18 protein-coding genes, 2 tRNA genes and 1 pseudogene are annotated in these 16,696 nt (G+C 43.3%); 9 read left to right on the top strand and 12 right to left on the bottom strand.

All coding sequences use genetic code 11. From position 1 onward, the window contains the following. Positions 1–211: 211 nt before the first annotated feature. The 3 genes and pseudogenes from ytxC to BR63_RS02135 form a co-directional block, all read right to left on the bottom strand. Positions 212–1,099, bottom strand: coding sequence for a putative sporulation protein YtxC (gene ytxC, locus BR63_RS02145; protein WP_051965928.1), 888 nt, complete (start codon positions 1,097–1,099; stop codon positions 212–214). A 164-nt stretch (positions 1,100–1,263) separates the two neighbouring features. Next, positions 1,264–1,431, bottom strand: a pseudogene (locus BR63_RS02140) (DDE-type integrase/transposase/recombinase); the annotation flags it as partial. Positions 1,432–1,733: 302 nt separating this feature from the next. Then, positions 1,734–1,810 (bottom strand) — tRNA-Val (locus tag BR63_RS02135). A gap of 232 nt (positions 1,811–2,042) precedes the next feature. Here BR63_RS02135 and BR63_RS02130 point away from each other — a divergent pair. Both BR63_RS02130 and BR63_RS02125 read left to right on the top strand, forming a co-directional pair. Continuing rightward, a tRNA-His gene (locus tag BR63_RS02130) sits at positions 2,043–2,116 on the top strand. Positions 2,117–2,264: 148 nt separating this feature from the next. Further along, positions 2,265–3,497: a hypothetical protein gene (locus BR63_RS02125; protein ID WP_034423408.1), complete on the top strand. Its 1,233-nt coding sequence runs from the start codon at positions 2,265–2,267 to the stop codon at positions 3,495–3,497. A 366-nt stretch (positions 3,498–3,863) separates the two neighbouring features. Here the strand turns inward: BR63_RS02125 and BR63_RS02120 are convergent, their stop codons facing one another. From BR63_RS02120 to BR63_RS02095, 6 genes are all read right to left on the bottom strand, one after another. Beyond that, positions 3,864–4,094, bottom strand: coding sequence for a MerR family transcriptional regulator (locus BR63_RS02120; RefSeq protein ID WP_034423406.1), 231 nt, complete (start codon positions 4,092–4,094; stop codon positions 3,864–3,866). 324 nt (positions 4,095–4,418) lie between these two features. Then, positions 4,419–5,255, bottom strand: a complete 837-nt coding sequence (locus BR63_RS02115) for a PhoH family protein (protein WP_051965925.1) — start codon at positions 5,253–5,255, stop codon at positions 4,419–4,421. After that, positions 5,149–5,484, bottom strand: a complete 336-nt coding sequence (locus BR63_RS19930) for a PIN domain-containing protein (protein ID WP_420825500.1) — start codon at positions 5,482–5,484, stop codon at positions 5,149–5,151. Before BR63_RS19930 ends, BR63_RS02115 begins: the two co-directional genes overlap by 107 nt. A 93-nt stretch (positions 5,485–5,577) precedes the next feature. Further along, a complete protein-coding gene (locus BR63_RS02105; RefSeq protein ID WP_034423404.1) occupies positions 5,578–6,387 on the bottom strand; it encodes an ABC transporter permease in 810 nt (269 codons plus the stop codon). Next, on the bottom strand, positions 6,384–7,154 hold the full coding sequence (locus BR63_RS02100; protein ID WP_034423436.1) for an ABC transporter ATP-binding protein: 771 nt from the start codon (positions 7,152–7,154) through the stop codon (positions 6,384–6,386). The genes BR63_RS02105 and BR63_RS02100 overlap by 4 nt, the downstream gene beginning before the upstream one ends. 28 nt (positions 7,155–7,182) lie before the next feature. Continuing rightward, positions 7,183–8,211 carry an ABC transporter substrate-binding protein gene (locus BR63_RS02095; protein ID WP_051965923.1) on the bottom strand — a complete coding sequence of 343 codons (1,029 nt, stop codon included), beginning with the start codon at positions 8,209–8,211 and terminating at the stop codon, positions 7,183–7,185. Positions 8,212–8,569: 358 nt separating this feature from the next. On the opposite strand from BR63_RS02095, the gene BR63_RS02090 reads away from it, so the two are divergent. From BR63_RS02090 to BR63_RS02060, 7 genes are all read left to right on the top strand, one after another. Then, entirely contained in the window at positions 8,570–9,769 is a 1,200-nt protein-coding gene (locus BR63_RS02090; RefSeq protein WP_081908211.1) for an ABC transporter substrate-binding protein, read from the top strand. 94 nt (positions 9,770–9,863) lie between these two features. Next, positions 9,864–10,748, top strand: a complete 885-nt coding sequence (locus BR63_RS02085; protein WP_161781888.1) for a branched-chain amino acid ABC transporter permease — start codon at positions 9,864–9,866, stop codon at positions 10,746–10,748. A 9-nt stretch (positions 10,749–10,757) separates the two neighbouring features. Continuing rightward, on the top strand, positions 10,758–11,723 hold the full coding sequence (locus BR63_RS02080) for a branched-chain amino acid ABC transporter permease (RefSeq protein ID WP_034423433.1): 966 nt from the start codon (positions 10,758–10,760) through the stop codon (positions 11,721–11,723). Next, positions 11,701–12,474, top strand: coding sequence for an ABC transporter ATP-binding protein (locus BR63_RS02075; protein WP_034423400.1), 774 nt, complete (start codon positions 11,701–11,703; stop codon positions 12,472–12,474). The genes BR63_RS02080 and BR63_RS02075 overlap by 23 nt, the downstream gene beginning before the upstream one ends. Then, a complete protein-coding gene (locus tag BR63_RS02070; RefSeq protein ID WP_034423398.1) occupies positions 12,467–13,171 on the top strand; it encodes an ABC transporter ATP-binding protein in 705 nt (234 codons plus the stop codon). The genes BR63_RS02075 and BR63_RS02070 overlap by 8 nt, the downstream gene beginning before the upstream one ends. 40 nt (positions 13,172–13,211) lie before the next feature. Beyond that, positions 13,212–13,865: a CBS and ACT domain-containing protein gene (locus BR63_RS02065; RefSeq protein WP_034423396.1), complete on the top strand. Its 654-nt coding sequence runs from the start codon at positions 13,212–13,214 to the stop codon at positions 13,863–13,865. 117 nt (positions 13,866–13,982) lie between these two features. Continuing rightward, the gene (locus BR63_RS02060) at positions 13,983–14,372 is read left to right on the top strand and encodes a hypothetical protein (RefSeq protein ID WP_034423394.1); all 390 of its coding nucleotides are present in this window, start codon (positions 13,983–13,985) and stop codon (positions 14,370–14,372) included. Positions 14,373–14,386: 14 nt separating this feature from the next. Here BR63_RS02060 and BR63_RS02055 read toward each other — a convergent pair whose 3' ends face one another. From BR63_RS02055 to BR63_RS02045, 3 genes are all read right to left on the bottom strand, one after another. Beyond that, positions 14,387–14,908, bottom strand: a complete 522-nt coding sequence (locus BR63_RS02055) for a peptidylprolyl isomerase (protein WP_034423392.1) — start codon at positions 14,906–14,908, stop codon at positions 14,387–14,389. A 102-nt stretch (positions 14,909–15,010) separates the two neighbouring features. Continuing rightward, positions 15,011–15,280, bottom strand: a complete 270-nt coding sequence (locus BR63_RS02050) for an uS7 family ribosomal protein (protein ID WP_034423390.1) — start codon at positions 15,278–15,280, stop codon at positions 15,011–15,013. 167 nt (positions 15,281–15,447) lie between these two features. Next, positions 15,448–16,629: an aminotransferase-like domain-containing protein gene (locus tag BR63_RS02045; RefSeq protein WP_034423388.1), complete on the bottom strand. Its 1,182-nt coding sequence runs from the start codon at positions 16,627–16,629 to the stop codon at positions 15,448–15,450. Positions 16,630–16,696 lie beyond the last annotated feature (67 nt).

Here is a 16,696-nt window from a genome sequence, read left to right as displayed (position 1 = left end):
GCCAATATTGTCAAACAACCCCTTGATGTCGAATTCCAGCACCCAATCGTATTTCCAACACCGTTGCCGAGTAACTGCAGTGACGCTCTTGCTTACGGGTTGTCTTCCCGCTGCTTAGGTGACAGGGTTTCTTTCAACCCATCGGTCAGTAAACATGCCGGACGAACAATAAAAAGCCCGTGGGGGCTTGATTGATTGGTAAGGATAAGATTTATTTCTCCGGATGCCTACATTTACTGCAGCCACTGCACATCACTACACGATTACTGAAGACATTCTTGATAGTGGTCACGATATCACCTGACACCACACCATTCTCCAAATGCAGGATCACTTCCTTAGGAGCCAGGGTGATAAGGGCACTGATCAGTAAATCCTCATAGTTGATTTCATTATCTAAAAGATCAACCACAAAACCTTCCAAATAATCATTGTTAACCGGTTTATCATTTTCATCGAGTAAATTAAATTTTCCTGTCTGTTTAAAAATTACCTGGATAGTTTTTACTCGGGGCTCCTGGATATCGACAAAATAACGTAAGAGACGGATAAATTCCATATACTCTTTTTCCAGGAGGAATTCATCAACGGCGGAATTTACCACATCCTCTAACTCATTCTGATAATCCTTAAGACGGAAATTAACAAACCCCTCCAGGATTAACTCCTTATGCATATCCAGGTATTCTAAAATTTTGACCATAACCTTTTCTTTTCGTTCATTCTGGTGATAGGAGTTGGAACCAAGGGGGTTTAAAATTTCTTTGGCTTTATTTAAAATGGTCTGTTTTTCTTCTTCATTATAGTAATAGTAGGTGTTGCGCACTATTTTTTTAATAATCCTGCTTTCCCATTCGTTGACAATAATGTCGGCCAGGCAGTTAGCGATATAAAACTTGGTAATATTAAAGACCTCTTCCTCACTGGTACCTGTATTATCTCCTGTTATTTCGCAGCCTAAAAAAGTAAAATTACCCACTTTATTTATATCAATATGAAGAGGTAAACCTTCTCTTTGTAAAAATTCCAACTCGCTGTTTAAGCGGTTAAACAGTACATTAGGGCTGGTATATGTACCGATGGAGATTGGTTCCAGCAAAAATTTCACCCCCTTCATGCCATTATTATATGAGGGAGCTCTTATTATATACGAAGGGTTTTCTGTCAAATTAAACAGAAAAAGGAACCTCCTGGTGCCTTTTTGTTTCTTTTCTTAGAATTACTCATTATTTCATAAAAAGGGATTCTTTGTATTTGCATTTAAAGTCCTTGGGCAGGTTTTTCCTTAATAATTGCCTGTTCAATGGCATCAATGGTTGGCTGTTTTATCATACGACTGTCTAGTGCCCAGCCCACAACCTTTTTGTGAAAGAGGTCTTCTACGGCTGCTAAGTACAGCCAGCCTTCGTCTTTCGGAATATACGTAATGTCGCAGTCATAGTAAGCGCTCCTGTTTACTTTGAGGACCAGGCACATCTTCTTGACGCGAAATTCGGAGCTGTTTTCCTTAATAAACTGATATCTTACTTCGCGCCTCTGCTGAAGATATTTGCCACCTCTTCATTCTACACTCCTCCTGTGAAATGGATTTGTGTCTATGGTAACACATTCCATTTCTTCCAGCATGGTGTTGTATTTGGTGGCCGTTCTTTGTTATTTTATTTCCCGGTTTATTTATCACATTTTCCAAAAATAAAAAAGATAGTGCCTTCACACTATCTTGTAATACTCAATGGTGGGGAGTAATGGACTCGAACCATCGACCCCTTGCATGTCAAGCAAGTACTCTAACCAACTGAGCTAACTCCCCCAATATTTTTTTGTACAAAAGTAATTATATGATGAGATTTCTCTTTTGTCAAATGACTATTATTGGCTACGCAAATATTGTTCCAGACAGCGATATTGGACGAAATGGATTTATTGTTGGTCGTAAACTCCAGATTTCGCCGATTTTTTCCGAAATGAATGGACTCAGTCCAAAAACAACCAATTGAAAATACATTGGTACCTTGATATAATGAGGACAAGCACGTTATAAGGGAGATTGTGGTGTAGAGGTTGCACTCAGGTACGTGGCACCTGAATACGTGGGTTCGATTCCCACCTTTCTCCTCGTGAACGCATCCTCATGTGGATGCGTTATATTTTTCCTTTCTAAAACCCTCTAGTCAGGGTTTATTTTTTTTACCTGTCAGCAGGAATTTTATGGTATTTGTAAAATAATACCAGTAGAACATTTTCTCAGGGAAGGGATGAATTTTTTGAAAAATAGAATCTGTTCTACTATCCTGCTAATCGCCATATCTTTGCTTGCTATGGGAAGGGCCGATGCTTCATCCCCCTGGGTACTTACTCAAGGTGAAAAAATGATAACCGGAACCTATTCGGGTTATGAACTCAACCGGCTTTACCTTACCAATAAGGATAGACGGCAAACACTTATTATGGAAGACGACCCGCTTATAGCAATTATGGGAATATATAGCGGAACCATTGGCCGGTTGGATGATCTCCCTCAAGGAATTACTATAGAAGTATTTATTAATAAAGAAGGTAAAGTGCGTGCCTTGCGCAATCAACAGGACAGCATAAAACAAGCATCAGGTATACCGCTTAAAGCCTGGGGTCATGGAGCTTCTTTAAGTCCTGACGGGCATAAATTTGTCATATACCATTATAAAGATGGGCTAAGTCTTCATGATCTAAAAGATTCCGCCATCTTCTTAAATTTATCACCTTTTTCCCTTTGTGCCTGGAATAAGGATGGACAAAAACTAGCCTACGCTGCCGAAAATGGTCTCTCCATCCTAGAATTAGAAACAAAAAAAATAATTGATATCCCCTTAGGTGTAGAAAACGCTGACCTAACTAAGATTATTACTGGTATTCAATGGAGTCCTCAGGAGGACCGGCTCTTAGTGATTTCTCTCGACGATGTGCCAGACGCAGGCAGTGACCTTTTTACCTTAACTATCCTTGACATCCAAGGAAACATTTTAATACAAAAGCTCATTCCCTGTTTAGGTCCTGTTTTCTGGCTTAGTCAGGATGAAATCTTGATGGTTACTTTTTCCGATATATCCATGACAACGTCAGATATCAAAGCGTGGAATATCAAAACTAATACTTTTAGCAGTATTTTTACACCTGAAAATCTCACCAATCTTACCTATCACCCTTTACAAAACGTCCTAGCCTTTAGTATACGCAACGGAATAAAGGAAGAAATCTTTACATACAATCTTGAGGAAAATAAATTACATAAAAAAATTTCCCTTCTTTCTTCCATCCACAATCTCCAGTGGTCCCAGGATAATACCCTTTTTTTCTGGCAGGAATCAAATAATGCCATCTGTGAATTAACTCAGGATAATCAACTTAAAATACACTTTAACGGCTATCTACCGCAAAATACTGTTGAGGACAAAATCCTTTACTTTTTAACCGAACCCCTGGAAGAAAGCCAGCAGGTATATATGCAAAAAATAAAATAAGTGGTCTTAATAAAATAAGTGGTCTTAATAATCAGTGTAAACAAAAAATTAGGCCGACAACAAGACTAACTATCGGTTCATATCTTTTAAACCTCGCTAGCCTTATGAGTACGTTGTCGACCTATTTCTATTTTTCCCTTTACATTTAAGAGTATGTTAAGTGTAACGGTGTATTTATTACCTGTTGTACCAGCGGTCCGCCAATGACTAAATACCTTTGGTAAGCCAGAGAAAACCCAGATAAATACCAATGACTGCGGAAGAAAAGATCATAAAAAGCGTAATTAATATAATCATCCTTTTAACACTTTCTAAACTTTGCTTTTCTTTATTTTATGTGCCAAAATACAAAAAGTGCCTGAAATTTCAGGCATTTGTTTTTTCATCAACATATACCAGAATGGGCCGCCCTTTACCATATTGCAGATATACCTGGCATCCTTTACATTTTTCGGTGTCGTGGCACGTCCCTCCATGCCGCCCGCCCACTGCCCAACAGGGGAGGGTCTGGTTATGAAACGCCGTACAGTTTTCTTTTTTTTCAGGACTACAGTTCTTAATTTCCCAGCATGGCTTTTTATTCATCCAGTAAGCCATCTTACCCCTCCCTCTCATTTGTATTCACTAAAGTTAATGTCATTATATTCGAAATAAACTGAATCTGCCATCTCCTAATTCTGGCTGAAAATGCAAAAAAAAGCCGGTGAAACCGGTCTCTATTTTATAAAAGTATTTAAAACCCAATTAACCAATGCCGCTAAAATGCTGATGCTTACGATTAAGAATATCCAATCGTTCCTTTTTTGTTTATCCATCTCATGTACCTCCCGGTATTAAGCATAGCAGGTCAGGGTAATAATCACAAGTCAAACAAAAAAGTTGGCGTGGTAATCACCACCCCACAACTTTTGTAAGTTTTAGCTAAAGCCTTCTCGCCCCTTCTGCGGCCAACTCCGATCTTTCACATTCTTCATCATTTAAGGTGACCTGATAACAGAGACTGCTTCCTTTCATTTTTTCCGAAGCATAGCATAAACCATTGCTCCGGGCATCCAAAAAAGGATGGTCACTCTGTTCAGGATCATCCAGGAGAACAATCTTAGTACCATTACCCGCCCGGGTAATTAATCCTTTGACCTGTATGGGTTTCAAGTTCTGGGCTTCATCGATTATCACGTACATTTTCACAAGGGAACGCCCCCTCATGGAACCTAAAGCTTCTGTCGTGACAATCTTTCTCTCAAAGAGTTCTTCAACTTTATTTGCCAATTCCTTTTCGTTAACATACCACATCTCTTCATCGTTATCAATCAGTACTTCTAGATTATCTCTAATGGGGCGCATCAAGGGATCGATCTTCGCCTGTTCATCACCGGATAAAAAGCCAATCTGTTCATCCATGGTGATACTGGCCCGTAAGACCAGAATACGCCTGTACCATTTATCTTTCCCCATTTGGCGATGGAGACCGGCTGCCAGGGCCAACAGCGTTTTACCGGTGCCTGCGGCCCCTTTGGCAATAATCAGGGGAGCTTCATGGGGAGGACTCAGTAAGGCCTCCAGCAGGGATTTCTGCCCTACGCTTTTGGGTGCTATACCAAAAGGCCTTATCCCACTATATCTTAAGGGTACAATTTCTTTCCCGTTAAATTTACCCAGAGCGGACTGTTTGGGATTTTGCGAGGAACGGAGAAGGACAAATTCGTTGGTTACAAAACGAGGGGTAAACACTCCTCCCCATTCTTTTATGAGCCGCACCTCTTCTTCCTTGTATAGGAGTTTTGTCTTGATAAAACCTGTCTAATAATTCCCCCTCCACGTAAACTTCCTGCCTGCCCTTATACTGATCATCATAGGAGGGAACGTGATCATTACGGTAATCCTGGGCTTCTACCTCCAGGATATCCGCTTTAATACGTTCAAATATATCCTTGGTAACAAGAAAGACCTTTTCACCTTCCCCGGCTAATCCCTTACAAACCTGGATGATGCGGTTATCCGGACTTTTGGGATCCCGGCTTGGTGGTAACTTAAATAATAAAAAACTGCTGCTTTCTCCTGCAGCAGTTTCAGTTTAGCGTTATTGCCATTTACCCAGGGACTTCTCCAAATAGATAACCCCCTGGTACATGAGAGCCGCTTCGATAGCTAAAATCATAACGCTGGTCATAACCAGATCAAGATTAAAAACTTGCCCACCGTACACAATTAAGTAGCCCAAACCGGCCCTAGACACCAGGAATTCTCCTACGATAACCCCTACCCAGGAAAGCCCCACGTTGATTTTTAGTGCTGACACAATCGTGGGCACGCTGGCAGGTAAAATTACTTTCTGCAGGATTTGCCACTTGGTAGCACCAAAAGTCCGGAGCAGTTTTATTTTGGCTTCATCTACCTGGACAAAACCGGAATGTACGGAAATAACCGTAACAATAAGTGAAATCAAAAGGGCCATGGTCACAATAGCCGGGGAACCGTTGCCAATCCAAACAATAAGAATGGGCCCCAGGGCTATTTTGGGCAGGGCATTGAGAACAACCAGGTAAGGGTCTAACACTTTGGAAAGAAATTTCGACCACCATAAGATCACAGCCAGGAATGTACCTATGATCGTACCGGAGACAAAACCTATTACTGTTTCTGTGGTTGTAATCCCAATATGGTGATACAAAAGCCCTTCCCTGTGAAGGTTTACTAAGGTAGCCCAAATACGGGAAGGCTGACTGGTAATAAAAGGGTCTACCACTTTCCAGCGAGCTGCCAGTTCCCACCCCACAATAAATAGTACCAGGATAGCCAACCTGGAAATCACGATTTTCATTTGTTCCAGTTTCACTGCATGGAGGTAAGCTTGATGCTCGCGAGAAATATGTGGGTTACCGTTGATCATTTTACGTCCAGCTCCTTCCAGATCTGATTAAAATAATTCCTAAATTCTGGTGCTTCCCTTCTTTTGATAGGAGACAAGTCATCACAGGAGAGCCGGATTTCGTGAATATTTTTGACCGTAGCCGGACGTTTGGTGAGCACAATAATCCTGTCAGACATGGATATGGCTTCAGCAATATCGTGGGTCACCAGGATACTTGTCTTTTTTTCCTTGTAAATTATACTTCTTACTTCATCAGAAACAGCTAGTCTCGTTTGATAATCCAGTGCTGAAAAAGATTCATCGAGAAGAAGTATTTCCGGGTTAATAGCCAAGGTTCTGATGAGGGCTGCACGCTGGCGCATACCACCCGATAATTGATTAGGGTAATGATGTATAAAGTCTCCTAGCCCGTAAGTGGAGAGAAGTTCCTTGGCCTTTTCCCGCGTCTCATCGTTTAACTTATGCTGTACTTCCAGGCCTATCAAGACATTGTTTAGAATATTACGCCAGGGAAAAAGCTGATCTCGCTGCGGCATGTAGCCTACGTTGGGATTGGGGCCACTAACAACTTCTCCTTTCACCAGTACAGCACCGTTAGATGGTGTGAGAAGACCGGCAATTAAAGAAAGTAAGGTCGATTTGCCACAACCACTTGGACCAATAATACTCACAAATTCTCCTTCATAGACCTGCAAGTTAAGATCTTTGATGGCTGCGGTTTCACCATCTAAAGTATGGTAATTCATTGTTAAATCTTTCGCTTCAACGATGACTTTTGCTTCCATCATTACCCCCCTCCTGTTTCTCATTTAGTTATTTTTTTACAGCCTCTTCTGCGAATTTGTTTGTCACCAGTTTTTCATAAGGAGCCCGCTTGGAGAGCTCTCCCGCTTCCTGAATAATATCCTGCAGCCGTTCAAAGGCTTCTTTAGTGAAGACAGGGCTCTTGGCCCAGGTATCCTGGTCCCGGTACCGCTTTACAACTGTAGCCAGAATCTTTTCATCGGCATCGGGGAAGGAAGGCTTAATAGCCTTGGCAATTTCCTCCGGGGTGTGGGATTGTACCCAGCGCTGTCCTTTATAAATAGCGTTGGTAAACTTCTGGATGATTTGAGGATTCTTTTCGATATAACTCTTTTTGGCTGAAAAAACGGTATAGGGGATTTCCCCGCCTTCCTTACCAACAGAAGCAACAACGAAGCCTTTTCCTTCCTTTTCCAGGGTAGCAGCCACAGGTTCAAACAAGGTTACATAATCCCCTGTTCCCCCGGTAAAGGCTCCCGCCATCAGGGCAAACTGGATATTGGTAAGAACGGTCACGTCTTTGCCCGGAATAATCCCTTTATTTTTAAGAACGTACTCCAGTGTCATTTCAGGCATGCCGCCTTTACGGCCGCCGATAATGGTTTTGCCCTTTACCTTATCCCAGGTAAAGTTTGGATCAGGCTGGCGGCCGACCAGGAAAGAACCGTCCTTTTGGGTCAGCTGGGCAAAATTGATGACATAATCCTCTTTACCCTGATTAAAGACGTAAATCGTGGCTTCCGGGCCCATAAAGCCAATATCGGCCTGGCCGGAGAGAACGGCCGTCATCACTTTATCGGCCCCGGCCCCGTTGGTTAATTCAATTTCCAGACCTTCTTCCTTAAAGAATCCCTGGTTAAGGGCTACATACAGAGGCGCATAGAAAATAGAATGAGTGACTTCATTAAGGCGAATCTTAGTCAATTTCTGCTGGCCGCAGCCCATCATACTGGTAGCAACCAAACTAAAGACAAGAAGTAAGATCAACATTAAACTCCACTTTTTCACACTGCTTTCCCTCCTAAAATGAGTGTTCATTGATAGTGGTACAGTTTTTACCCACCTCCGCCGGTATTCCACTATCAGTCATAGATTTGTAACTTAATCTATTCAAAATGATCTTTTTGGTGTATGTACACAATACGGACTTATTATGGATAGCTCTCAAGCCTGGAAAGAAATGTCTTGTGAATTGAATTGTAATTATTATGTATACATGTACATCTCTGTCTTTCACACATTGACAACTGTACTAGCTAATTATATAATAATTCCAACATTCATTATTTTATTGCATAACAGTTTGCCCTGTTCTAACGGAGGTGATACGGGGGAGGATATTGTAACATCGGGGTGGAATACTAAAAATTCTTAATCTTTAGGAGGGTAGAAATTGATGGAATTGAGTAAAAAATTAGCGTTAATTCTGGTATTGGCATTTTTAGTAACCATCGCAGGCGGCTGCGGCGGTTCTAAGCCTGCACCGGCTCCAGCACCTGCACCCGCTCCGGAAAAACCCAAGGAAATCTTAATAGGTGCGAACTTTGAATTAACAGGCAACGTTGCCACTTTCGGCGTTTCCACCGTTAACGGTATTGAAATGGCTTTTGCCGAAATTAATGCCAAAGGTGGTGTTCTTGGACAACAACTAAAATTAGTTAAAGGTGACAACAAGTCAGACTCCGGAGAATCTACCAACGTTGCAACCAAACTTGTTACACAGGATAAAGTGGTAACTCTTTTAGGTCCTGTAACAAGTACTAACGTTTTAGCGGCTGTCCCTGTAGCCACTCAATTTAAAGTTCCTATCATTACCAGTTCAGGAACCAACCCCAAGGTTACCGTTGATGACAGTGGAAAAACTAGAGAGTGGGCTTTCCGTACCTGCTTCATTGATCCCTTCCAGGGTTTCGTTGCTGCTAACTTCGCTTTAAATACCTTAAAAGCTAAAACTGCCGCTATTTACATTGACAAGAACAGCGACTACAGTAAGGGACTGGCTGAAGTATTCGAGAAAACCTTTACTGAAAAAGGCGGCAAAGTCGTTGCCAAAGAAGGCTTTACTACCGATGACAAAGACTTCCGCGCTACCTTAACCAAGATTAAAGCCACAAAGCCTGATGTTCTCTTTGTTCCCGCTTACTATGAGCAAGACGGACTCATTGCCAAGCAAGCCCGCGAACTCGGTTATACTAACCCCATCTTAGGTGGAGATGGCTGGGACTCCGACAAACTCCTGCAGATTGCCGGAGCCAAAGCTTTGCAGGAAGTTTACTTCGTAAACCACTATTCCGCTCAAGATACTGATCCTAAAGTTGTGAAGTTCGTCAACGATTACAAAGCTAAGTACAATTCTGTTCCTGACGCTCTTGCCGCCCTGGGATACGACACAGCTTACTTGCTGGCCGATGCTATCAAGCGTGCCGGTTCCGCCGAACCCGCCAAAATTAGGGATGCTTTAGCTGCTACTAAGGGCTTTTCCGGTGTAACAGGAAATGTTTCCTTAGATGAGAAGCACAATCCTGTTAAGGGCGCTGTTGTTTTGAGCTTTGATAAAGACGGTAAGCTCGTCTTCAAAGAAAAGGTTAATCCCTAAACCTGAACTGTAACAACAAACTTTCTCACAGGGGGGACTCGTCCCCCCTCTTCTCCTTTATACTTCTAGAATGGGAGTGGCCTATATGGAACATTTGTACACCTTTATTCAACAGCTTATTAACGGAATCTCTTTAGGTAGCATTTATGCCCTCATCGCGCTGGGATACACAATGGTCTATGGGATAATTAAGTTAATCAACTTTGCCCATGGTGATGTCTACATGGTAGGAGCCTATATTGGATTTTTTGCCATAACCAAATTGAATATGAGTTTCGTACCCGCACTGATTACCGCCATGATCGCCTGTGCCATCTTGGGGGTAATTATTGAACGCCTGGCCTATAAACCCCTGAGAAATGCCACGCGAATTGCCGCCCTTATCACGGCTATCGGCGTGTCTCTTCTCCTGGAATACGGTGGCATGCTAATAGTTACTCCTCAGCCCCGGGCCTTCCCCGAAGTCTTTCCTCAAACTAAGATAGATTTTTTTGACGGTGCTGTTTATATGACTAACCAGCAAATTGTTATTTTCATAGTAAGCCTCATTCTTATGTTCCTCCTTCAATTCATTGTCCAAAAAACTAAAACAGGAAAAGCCATGCGTGCTGTTTCTTTTGATAAAGATGCAGCCCTGTTGATGGGTATAAATATTAACAATACAATTTCCGCTACTTTCGCTATCGGTTCCGCCCTGGCTGCCGCTGGTGGAGTCTTGGTTGGCGTGTACTACAATTCTATAAGCCCACTCATGGGAATAATCCCCGGCCTAAAAGCTTTTATCGCTGCGGTCCTGGGCGGCATTGGCATTATTCCTGGAGCCGCTGTAGGTGGCCTCTTAATGGGTATCATTGAAGCAATGGTCAGCGGTTACTGGAGTTCTACTTTACGGGATGCCGTAGCCTTCGGCATTCTCATCCTTATCTTGATAATCAAACCCTCCGGTATCTTCGGTTCAAATATCCGGGAGAAAGTGTAGGTGAGACCCATGCAAAAACTTTTGAATAAGCGTACAATTTTCATCATAATTGTGTTAGGACTTCTCTATGGGTCCATCCAAACAGTTATTCTCCAGGGTAAACTCAATCCTTATTATGAAATTAACCTCCTTTTGATTGGGATTAACATCATAATGGCGGTAAGTTTAAACCTTATCAATGGGTTCACAGGCCAATTCTCAATCGGTCACGCCGGTTTTATGGCCATTGGTGCTTATGCATCTTCTGTTCTCACCTTAAAACTTCACCAACCTTTCCCCTTGGCTATCCTGGCCGGTTCCATAGCCGCCGCTATTATCGGCTTTCTCATTGGCTTGCCTACGCTCCGCCTTAAGGGGGACTATCTAGCCATTGCTACCTTGGGCTTTGGCGAAATTATTAAGGTTCTTTTCGTGAACATCGAGTACGTTGGTGGTGCCAGCGGTTTAAATGGTATTCCCCATGTCACTACTTGGAGCTGGGTTTTCTTCCTTACTGTATTCACCGTAGTTTTTATTAAGAACTTCATTAATTCCACTCACGGTCGGGCCTGCATCTCTATACGAGAAGACGAAATTGCTGCCGAAACCATGGGTATTAATACCACCAAATATAAAGTTATGGCCTTTACCATAGGGGCATTTTTTGCCGGTACTGCCGGGGCCCTCTATGCTCACTACTTTTATATCATCCAGCCCAATACCTTCAACTTCTTAAAGTCTATTGACTACCTGGTGATGGTGGTCCTGGGCGGCATGGGAAGTATTACGGGTTCGGTTTTAGCTGCAACTGCTTTGACAATTATCTCCGCTTTGCTGCAGCGTTTTGCCGAAATACGTATGGTGATTTATGCCCTTCTCCTTATTGTCATCATGCTCTTTAGACCACAGGGGCTAATGGGCAATAAAGAATTAAGTTTGAACATCTTGGAGAGACTGGGAAGGGGTGAAAAACATGGCTCTGTTAGCAGTAAATAACCTGACCAAAGTCTTTGGCGGTTTAAGTGCTGTCAGCAATTTTAATATAGAGCTTCACCCCGGCGAACTGGTGGGCCTCATCGGTCCTAACGGCGCAGGCAAAACTACCGTGTTTAACTTGCTGACCGGTGTCTACGAACCTACCGAGGGAACCATCCAATTCAACAATGAAAGTATCGTGGGCTTAAAACCCTATGAAATAACCCAGCGCGGTATGGCCCGAACCTTCCAAAACATCAGGCTGTTCAGCAACCTCTCTGTTCTGGATAATGTAAGAATTGCCTACCACACCCACGTTAAATACGGCTTGACCTCGGCTGTAATGCGCCTGGGTAACTATTTTAAAGAAGAAGAGGAAATGACCAGGAAAGCTATAGAATTCCTGCATATCTTCAATTTAGACCGGAAAAAAGATGAAATTGCCAAAAACCTTCCTTACGGTGAGCAGCGCCGTCTGGAGATTGCCCGTGCCTTAGCTGCCAAACCCAAACTGCTTCTCCTGGATGAACCTGCCGCCGGGATGAATCCCCAGGAAACCCATGAACTCATGAACCTCATTAAATGGATTAGGGACGAATTTAAGCTGACGATTCTCCTCATTGAGCACGACATGTCCTTAGTCATGGGAGCGTGTGAGCGCATTTACGTTCTCGAATATGGTATGATTATTGCCCATGGTACTCCCGAAGAGATCAAGTCTAACCCCCGGGTTATCGAAGCTTATCTTGGAGAGGAGGTAGCCCATGCTTAAAGTCAATAATATTAATGTTTACTATGGTGCAATCCATGCCATTAAGGGCGTCAGCCTGGAAGTTAAAGAAGGAGCTATCGTCACCCTGATTGGCGCCAATGGTGCCGGCAAAAGTACTATTCTTAAAACCATCTCCGGCCTCCTGCGGCCCAAAACAGGGGAAATCATTTACGAGGGCAACAAACTCAATACCATGGAAGCTCAGGAAATTGTGCGTTCAGGGGTATGTCAGGTGCCGGAAGGGCGTCGGGTATTTGCCAACATGTCAGTGCTGGAAAACCTGGAGCTTGGTGCCTTTCTCCGTAAAGACAAAGCCCAGATCAAAGAAGATATGGAAAAGGTCTTTGAAAAGTTTCCCCGTCTTAAAGAAAGAATCAGTCAACTGGCAGGAACTTTAAGCGGCGGGGAACAGCAGATGCTGGCCATAGGCCGGGCTATGATGTCAAGGCCCCGCCTAATGCTTCTGGATGAACCCTCCATGGGTCTTGCGCCTCTTTTGGTAAAAGAAATTTTTAGCATCATTAAAGAAATTAATCAGTCCGGTACCACGATTCTTTTGGTAGAACAAAATGCCCATATGGCTCTATCTATTGCTAACTACGCATATGTATTAGAGACTGGTAAAATAGTACTGGAAGGACCTGCCAAAGAACTGGCAGAAAGTGAACAGGTTAAAAAGGCTTACCTGGGGGGGTAAGCAATAGTGTAAAAATAGTAATGAAAGGTGGGAATTAAGAATGTTAGTAAAAGAGCGTATGACCCCCAACCCCATTACCATCACACCACAAACCACAGTTGCCACTGCCCTGCAGCTGATGCGCGATAACAAAATACGTCGTCTTCCTGTGGTACAAGGGGATAAACTCATCGGTATTGTCACAGACCGTGATTTATTGGAAGTAAGTCCGTCTCCCGCTACCACTCTAAGTATCTTTGAACTGAATTATCTACTGGCTAAGACCAAAATCGCCGACATTCTCCCCAAGGATAAAAAGCTAATTATCATAAGCCCTGATGCCTTTGTGGAAGACGCCGCCTTATTAATGCGCGAAAACAAAATCGGCGGTATCCCTGTTGTGGATGATGGCAAACTGGTAGGCATCATTACCGAAACTAACATTTTTGACACCTTTATTGATATAATGGGTATCAAGCAGGCGGGCTACCGTATTACCATCAAACTGGGCGAAGACCGTCCCGGTGTCCTGGCGGAAATCACCAAAGCCATTGCCTCCTGTGGCGGTAATATTACCCACACTACCAGTTTTGTGAACGCTTCCGGAAACTCTATTATTGTATTTCGTATTAATCAAGGCGATGTAGATAGTATCATCTCTGCCATAAATCAACAAGGCTACAGCGTCGTATCCGTTCAGCAAACCAATGCCTGACACCAAGAGGGCTCCTTTCGGAGCCCTCTTCTTTTCTTTCTTAGTGTTAATTACCAAAAGGTAAAAGCCCCAATCATGTAGAATATGAAATGGGTCTAGACAAAGGGGGAATAAATTTTGAAGAAAACCAGTTTACTTATAATGGCCTTTATAATCCTTTCTCTTCTTTTAACCGCCTGCAAAAACAACGAGGAAAAGAAAATTGCCGACGTAGTCCGAACTTTTTATGAGACTATGAAAAAAGGTGACCTGGATAAAGCCCTCACCTTAACCAAAGGTACGGATCAAGCTTCACCGGAACAGTTACTGACAGCAAAAGACATCCTTTCTCTGGGCAGCAGTATGGCCAAGGGTATAGATAAGGTCGTTGTCAAACAGGTAAAACTGCTGGACGAGAAAAATGCCCTGGTCCTGGTAGAACTACAGCTAGGAGGCAAAGCAAAAGACACAAAAATGAAAGCCTTCAAGGAAGCCTCAGGCTGGAAAGTGGATATTTCGGGGCAATAATAACGGGAGTTACTTTATAACTTTTCCGGCTCGGGGTACTCCACGCCAAAAGTCTCTACGGTTACATTCTTCATCCGCTGGTCCTCTCTTGGTTTGTCACGCATATCCCTGGATACATTGACAATACGGTCCACTTCCTCCATTCCCTCAGTCACCTTGCCAAAAGAGGCATACTGGCCATCAAGGTGGGGAGCTTTCTCCACCATAATGAAGAACTGGGAACCAGCGGAGTTTGGCAGCATACTCCGGGCCATAGAAATGACCCCACGGTCGTGTTTTAAGTTATTGGTAAAGCCGTTCCGGGTAAATTCCCCTTTAATACTGTAACCCGGGCCGCCCATTCCAGTACCCTCAGGGTCTCCTCCCTGAATCATAAACCCGGGTATAACCCTGTGGAAAATCACACCGTCATAAAACCTTTTTTGTACTAAATCAATAAAGTTATTCACTGTGTTAGGAGCTGTTTCCGGATATAATTCGACCTTAATCTTAGCCCCGTTCTCCATCTCAATGGTAACCAGCGGATTCTTGCCCATGGTTATCTTCCTTTCTTTTTACACGTTAATGCTATTATAACCAATACTTACTGCCCGTGCAAAAAGTTAGGGGAAAAATACAACTAGAGGGTCCACCAACCTTTAATGCACAATACGGGGTTTACCGTTTCCTTCCCCTTCTGCCTCCGAGATATGCTGGAAGATATTACTAAGCCAGTTAATCGTTTCATGCTCTACCCTTTTGCTCAGGACCAGGTCGTTTTCAATCAGGTAATCATAGACCTCAACCCGGTTCTTTTCGGTAAGGCACCTTACAATATCGCAAAGCTCCAGAATCTCCTCCCGGGATAATTCCCTCTTCCCCTTCCTCGTAAGTTCATTTATATCTTTTAGTTTCTCTAAGAGTGTCATCTTTCGTACTCCTTTCTGAAATCAGCTTAGGAATAGTGTTGGCCCCTTTACCCTGATTAATGTATGGGGATTAAGAAGTATAAACCATTGGTAATTTAGTTATAAAAAAACAAGACTTCTTGCCACTTTGCAAGAAGTCCTGGTAGATGTCCAATATACTATAAGTTTCAGGCATTGACAAAGGCCTGGGCCAACCGTCTGATGCCTTCATCGATATCGCTTTCTTTGGCTAAGCTGTAACAAACCCTTAGGCAATTTTCCCCACGCCGGTCAGGGTAGAAAGAGGAACCGGCCACATAAGCCACCTTATGATTAATCACGGCTGGGGTCAGCCTTTTCAAAGTATCCACCTGGTCCTTTAACTGTACCCACACGTAATAACCACCCTCGGGTTCATTCCATGTGGCCCTGTCCTTAAAATATTTCTGTAAAGCACTGATAGTCAGATCTCTTTTTTGTTTCAGTCCGGCACAGGTAACAGCTATCTGCTTTTCAATGAGCCCCCGCTTACCTGCTTCATAAGCCAGGAGCTGGCTTAAAGAGGATGATGTCTGATCTGATCCCTGCTTGAAGAGAATTAATTTTTCAATGAGTTTGGGATCAGCGGCAATCCAGCCTAACCTTACTCCTGGAGAAAATATTTTAGAAAAAGTCCCCAAGTAAATCACCATATTTTCCGTATCCAGGGCCTTGATGGAGGGGATCTCTTCCCCGCTAAAGCGCAATTCCCCATAAGCATTGTCATCAATGACCGGCACCCGGTATTCATTGGCCAGCTCAATCAGTTTCTTTCTCCGCTCCAGACTCATCACCCGGCCTGTGGGGTTTTGAAAAGTTGGTATCACATAAATAAATTTAGGTTTCCGGAGTGTATTCTTCAGAAAAATCTCCAGCTGGTCCACCTGCAGCCCGTCCTCATCGGCAGGAATAGAAGCAATCTCCGCTTCATAGGAAACAAATGTAGTGATAGCTCCCAGATACGTAGGAGCTTCCAAAACAATAAGGTCACCGGGATCAAGAAATACCCGGCAGATCAGGTCCAGCCCCTGCAGGGAACCACTGGTGATCAGAATATTCTCCATGGTTACCTTCATCTGCTGTTCCTGCATTCTCCCCGCCACAAATTCCCGCACATGGGTAAAGCCCGGCACCGGACCGTACTGTAAAGCAATGTCTTTTTTATCGGTTAAGACCTGGTGGGCTATCTCTTCTATCTCATCTAAAAACCATCTGGGGTCGGGGAACCCCCCTGCAAAGGAAATGATATCAGGCTGCTCGGAAAGTTTGAATAACTCCGCCAGGTCGGAATTTCCGGATTTTTGCACCCTCTTTGCATATAAATGCTCCATAGACTTCTAACTCCCCTCGCTCATATAATTATTTAATATAGCATAAAATCCGGCAGTGTGTAACAAA

Source organism: Thermanaerosceptrum fracticalcis, from assembly GCF_000746025.2.
GTDB lineage: Bacteria > Bacillota > Peptococcia > DRI-13 > DRI-13 > Thermanaerosceptrum > Thermanaerosceptrum fracticalcis.
The sequence above is the reverse complement of the archived record's forward strand: the minus strand, read 5'-3'. Positions and strand labels throughout refer to the sequence as shown.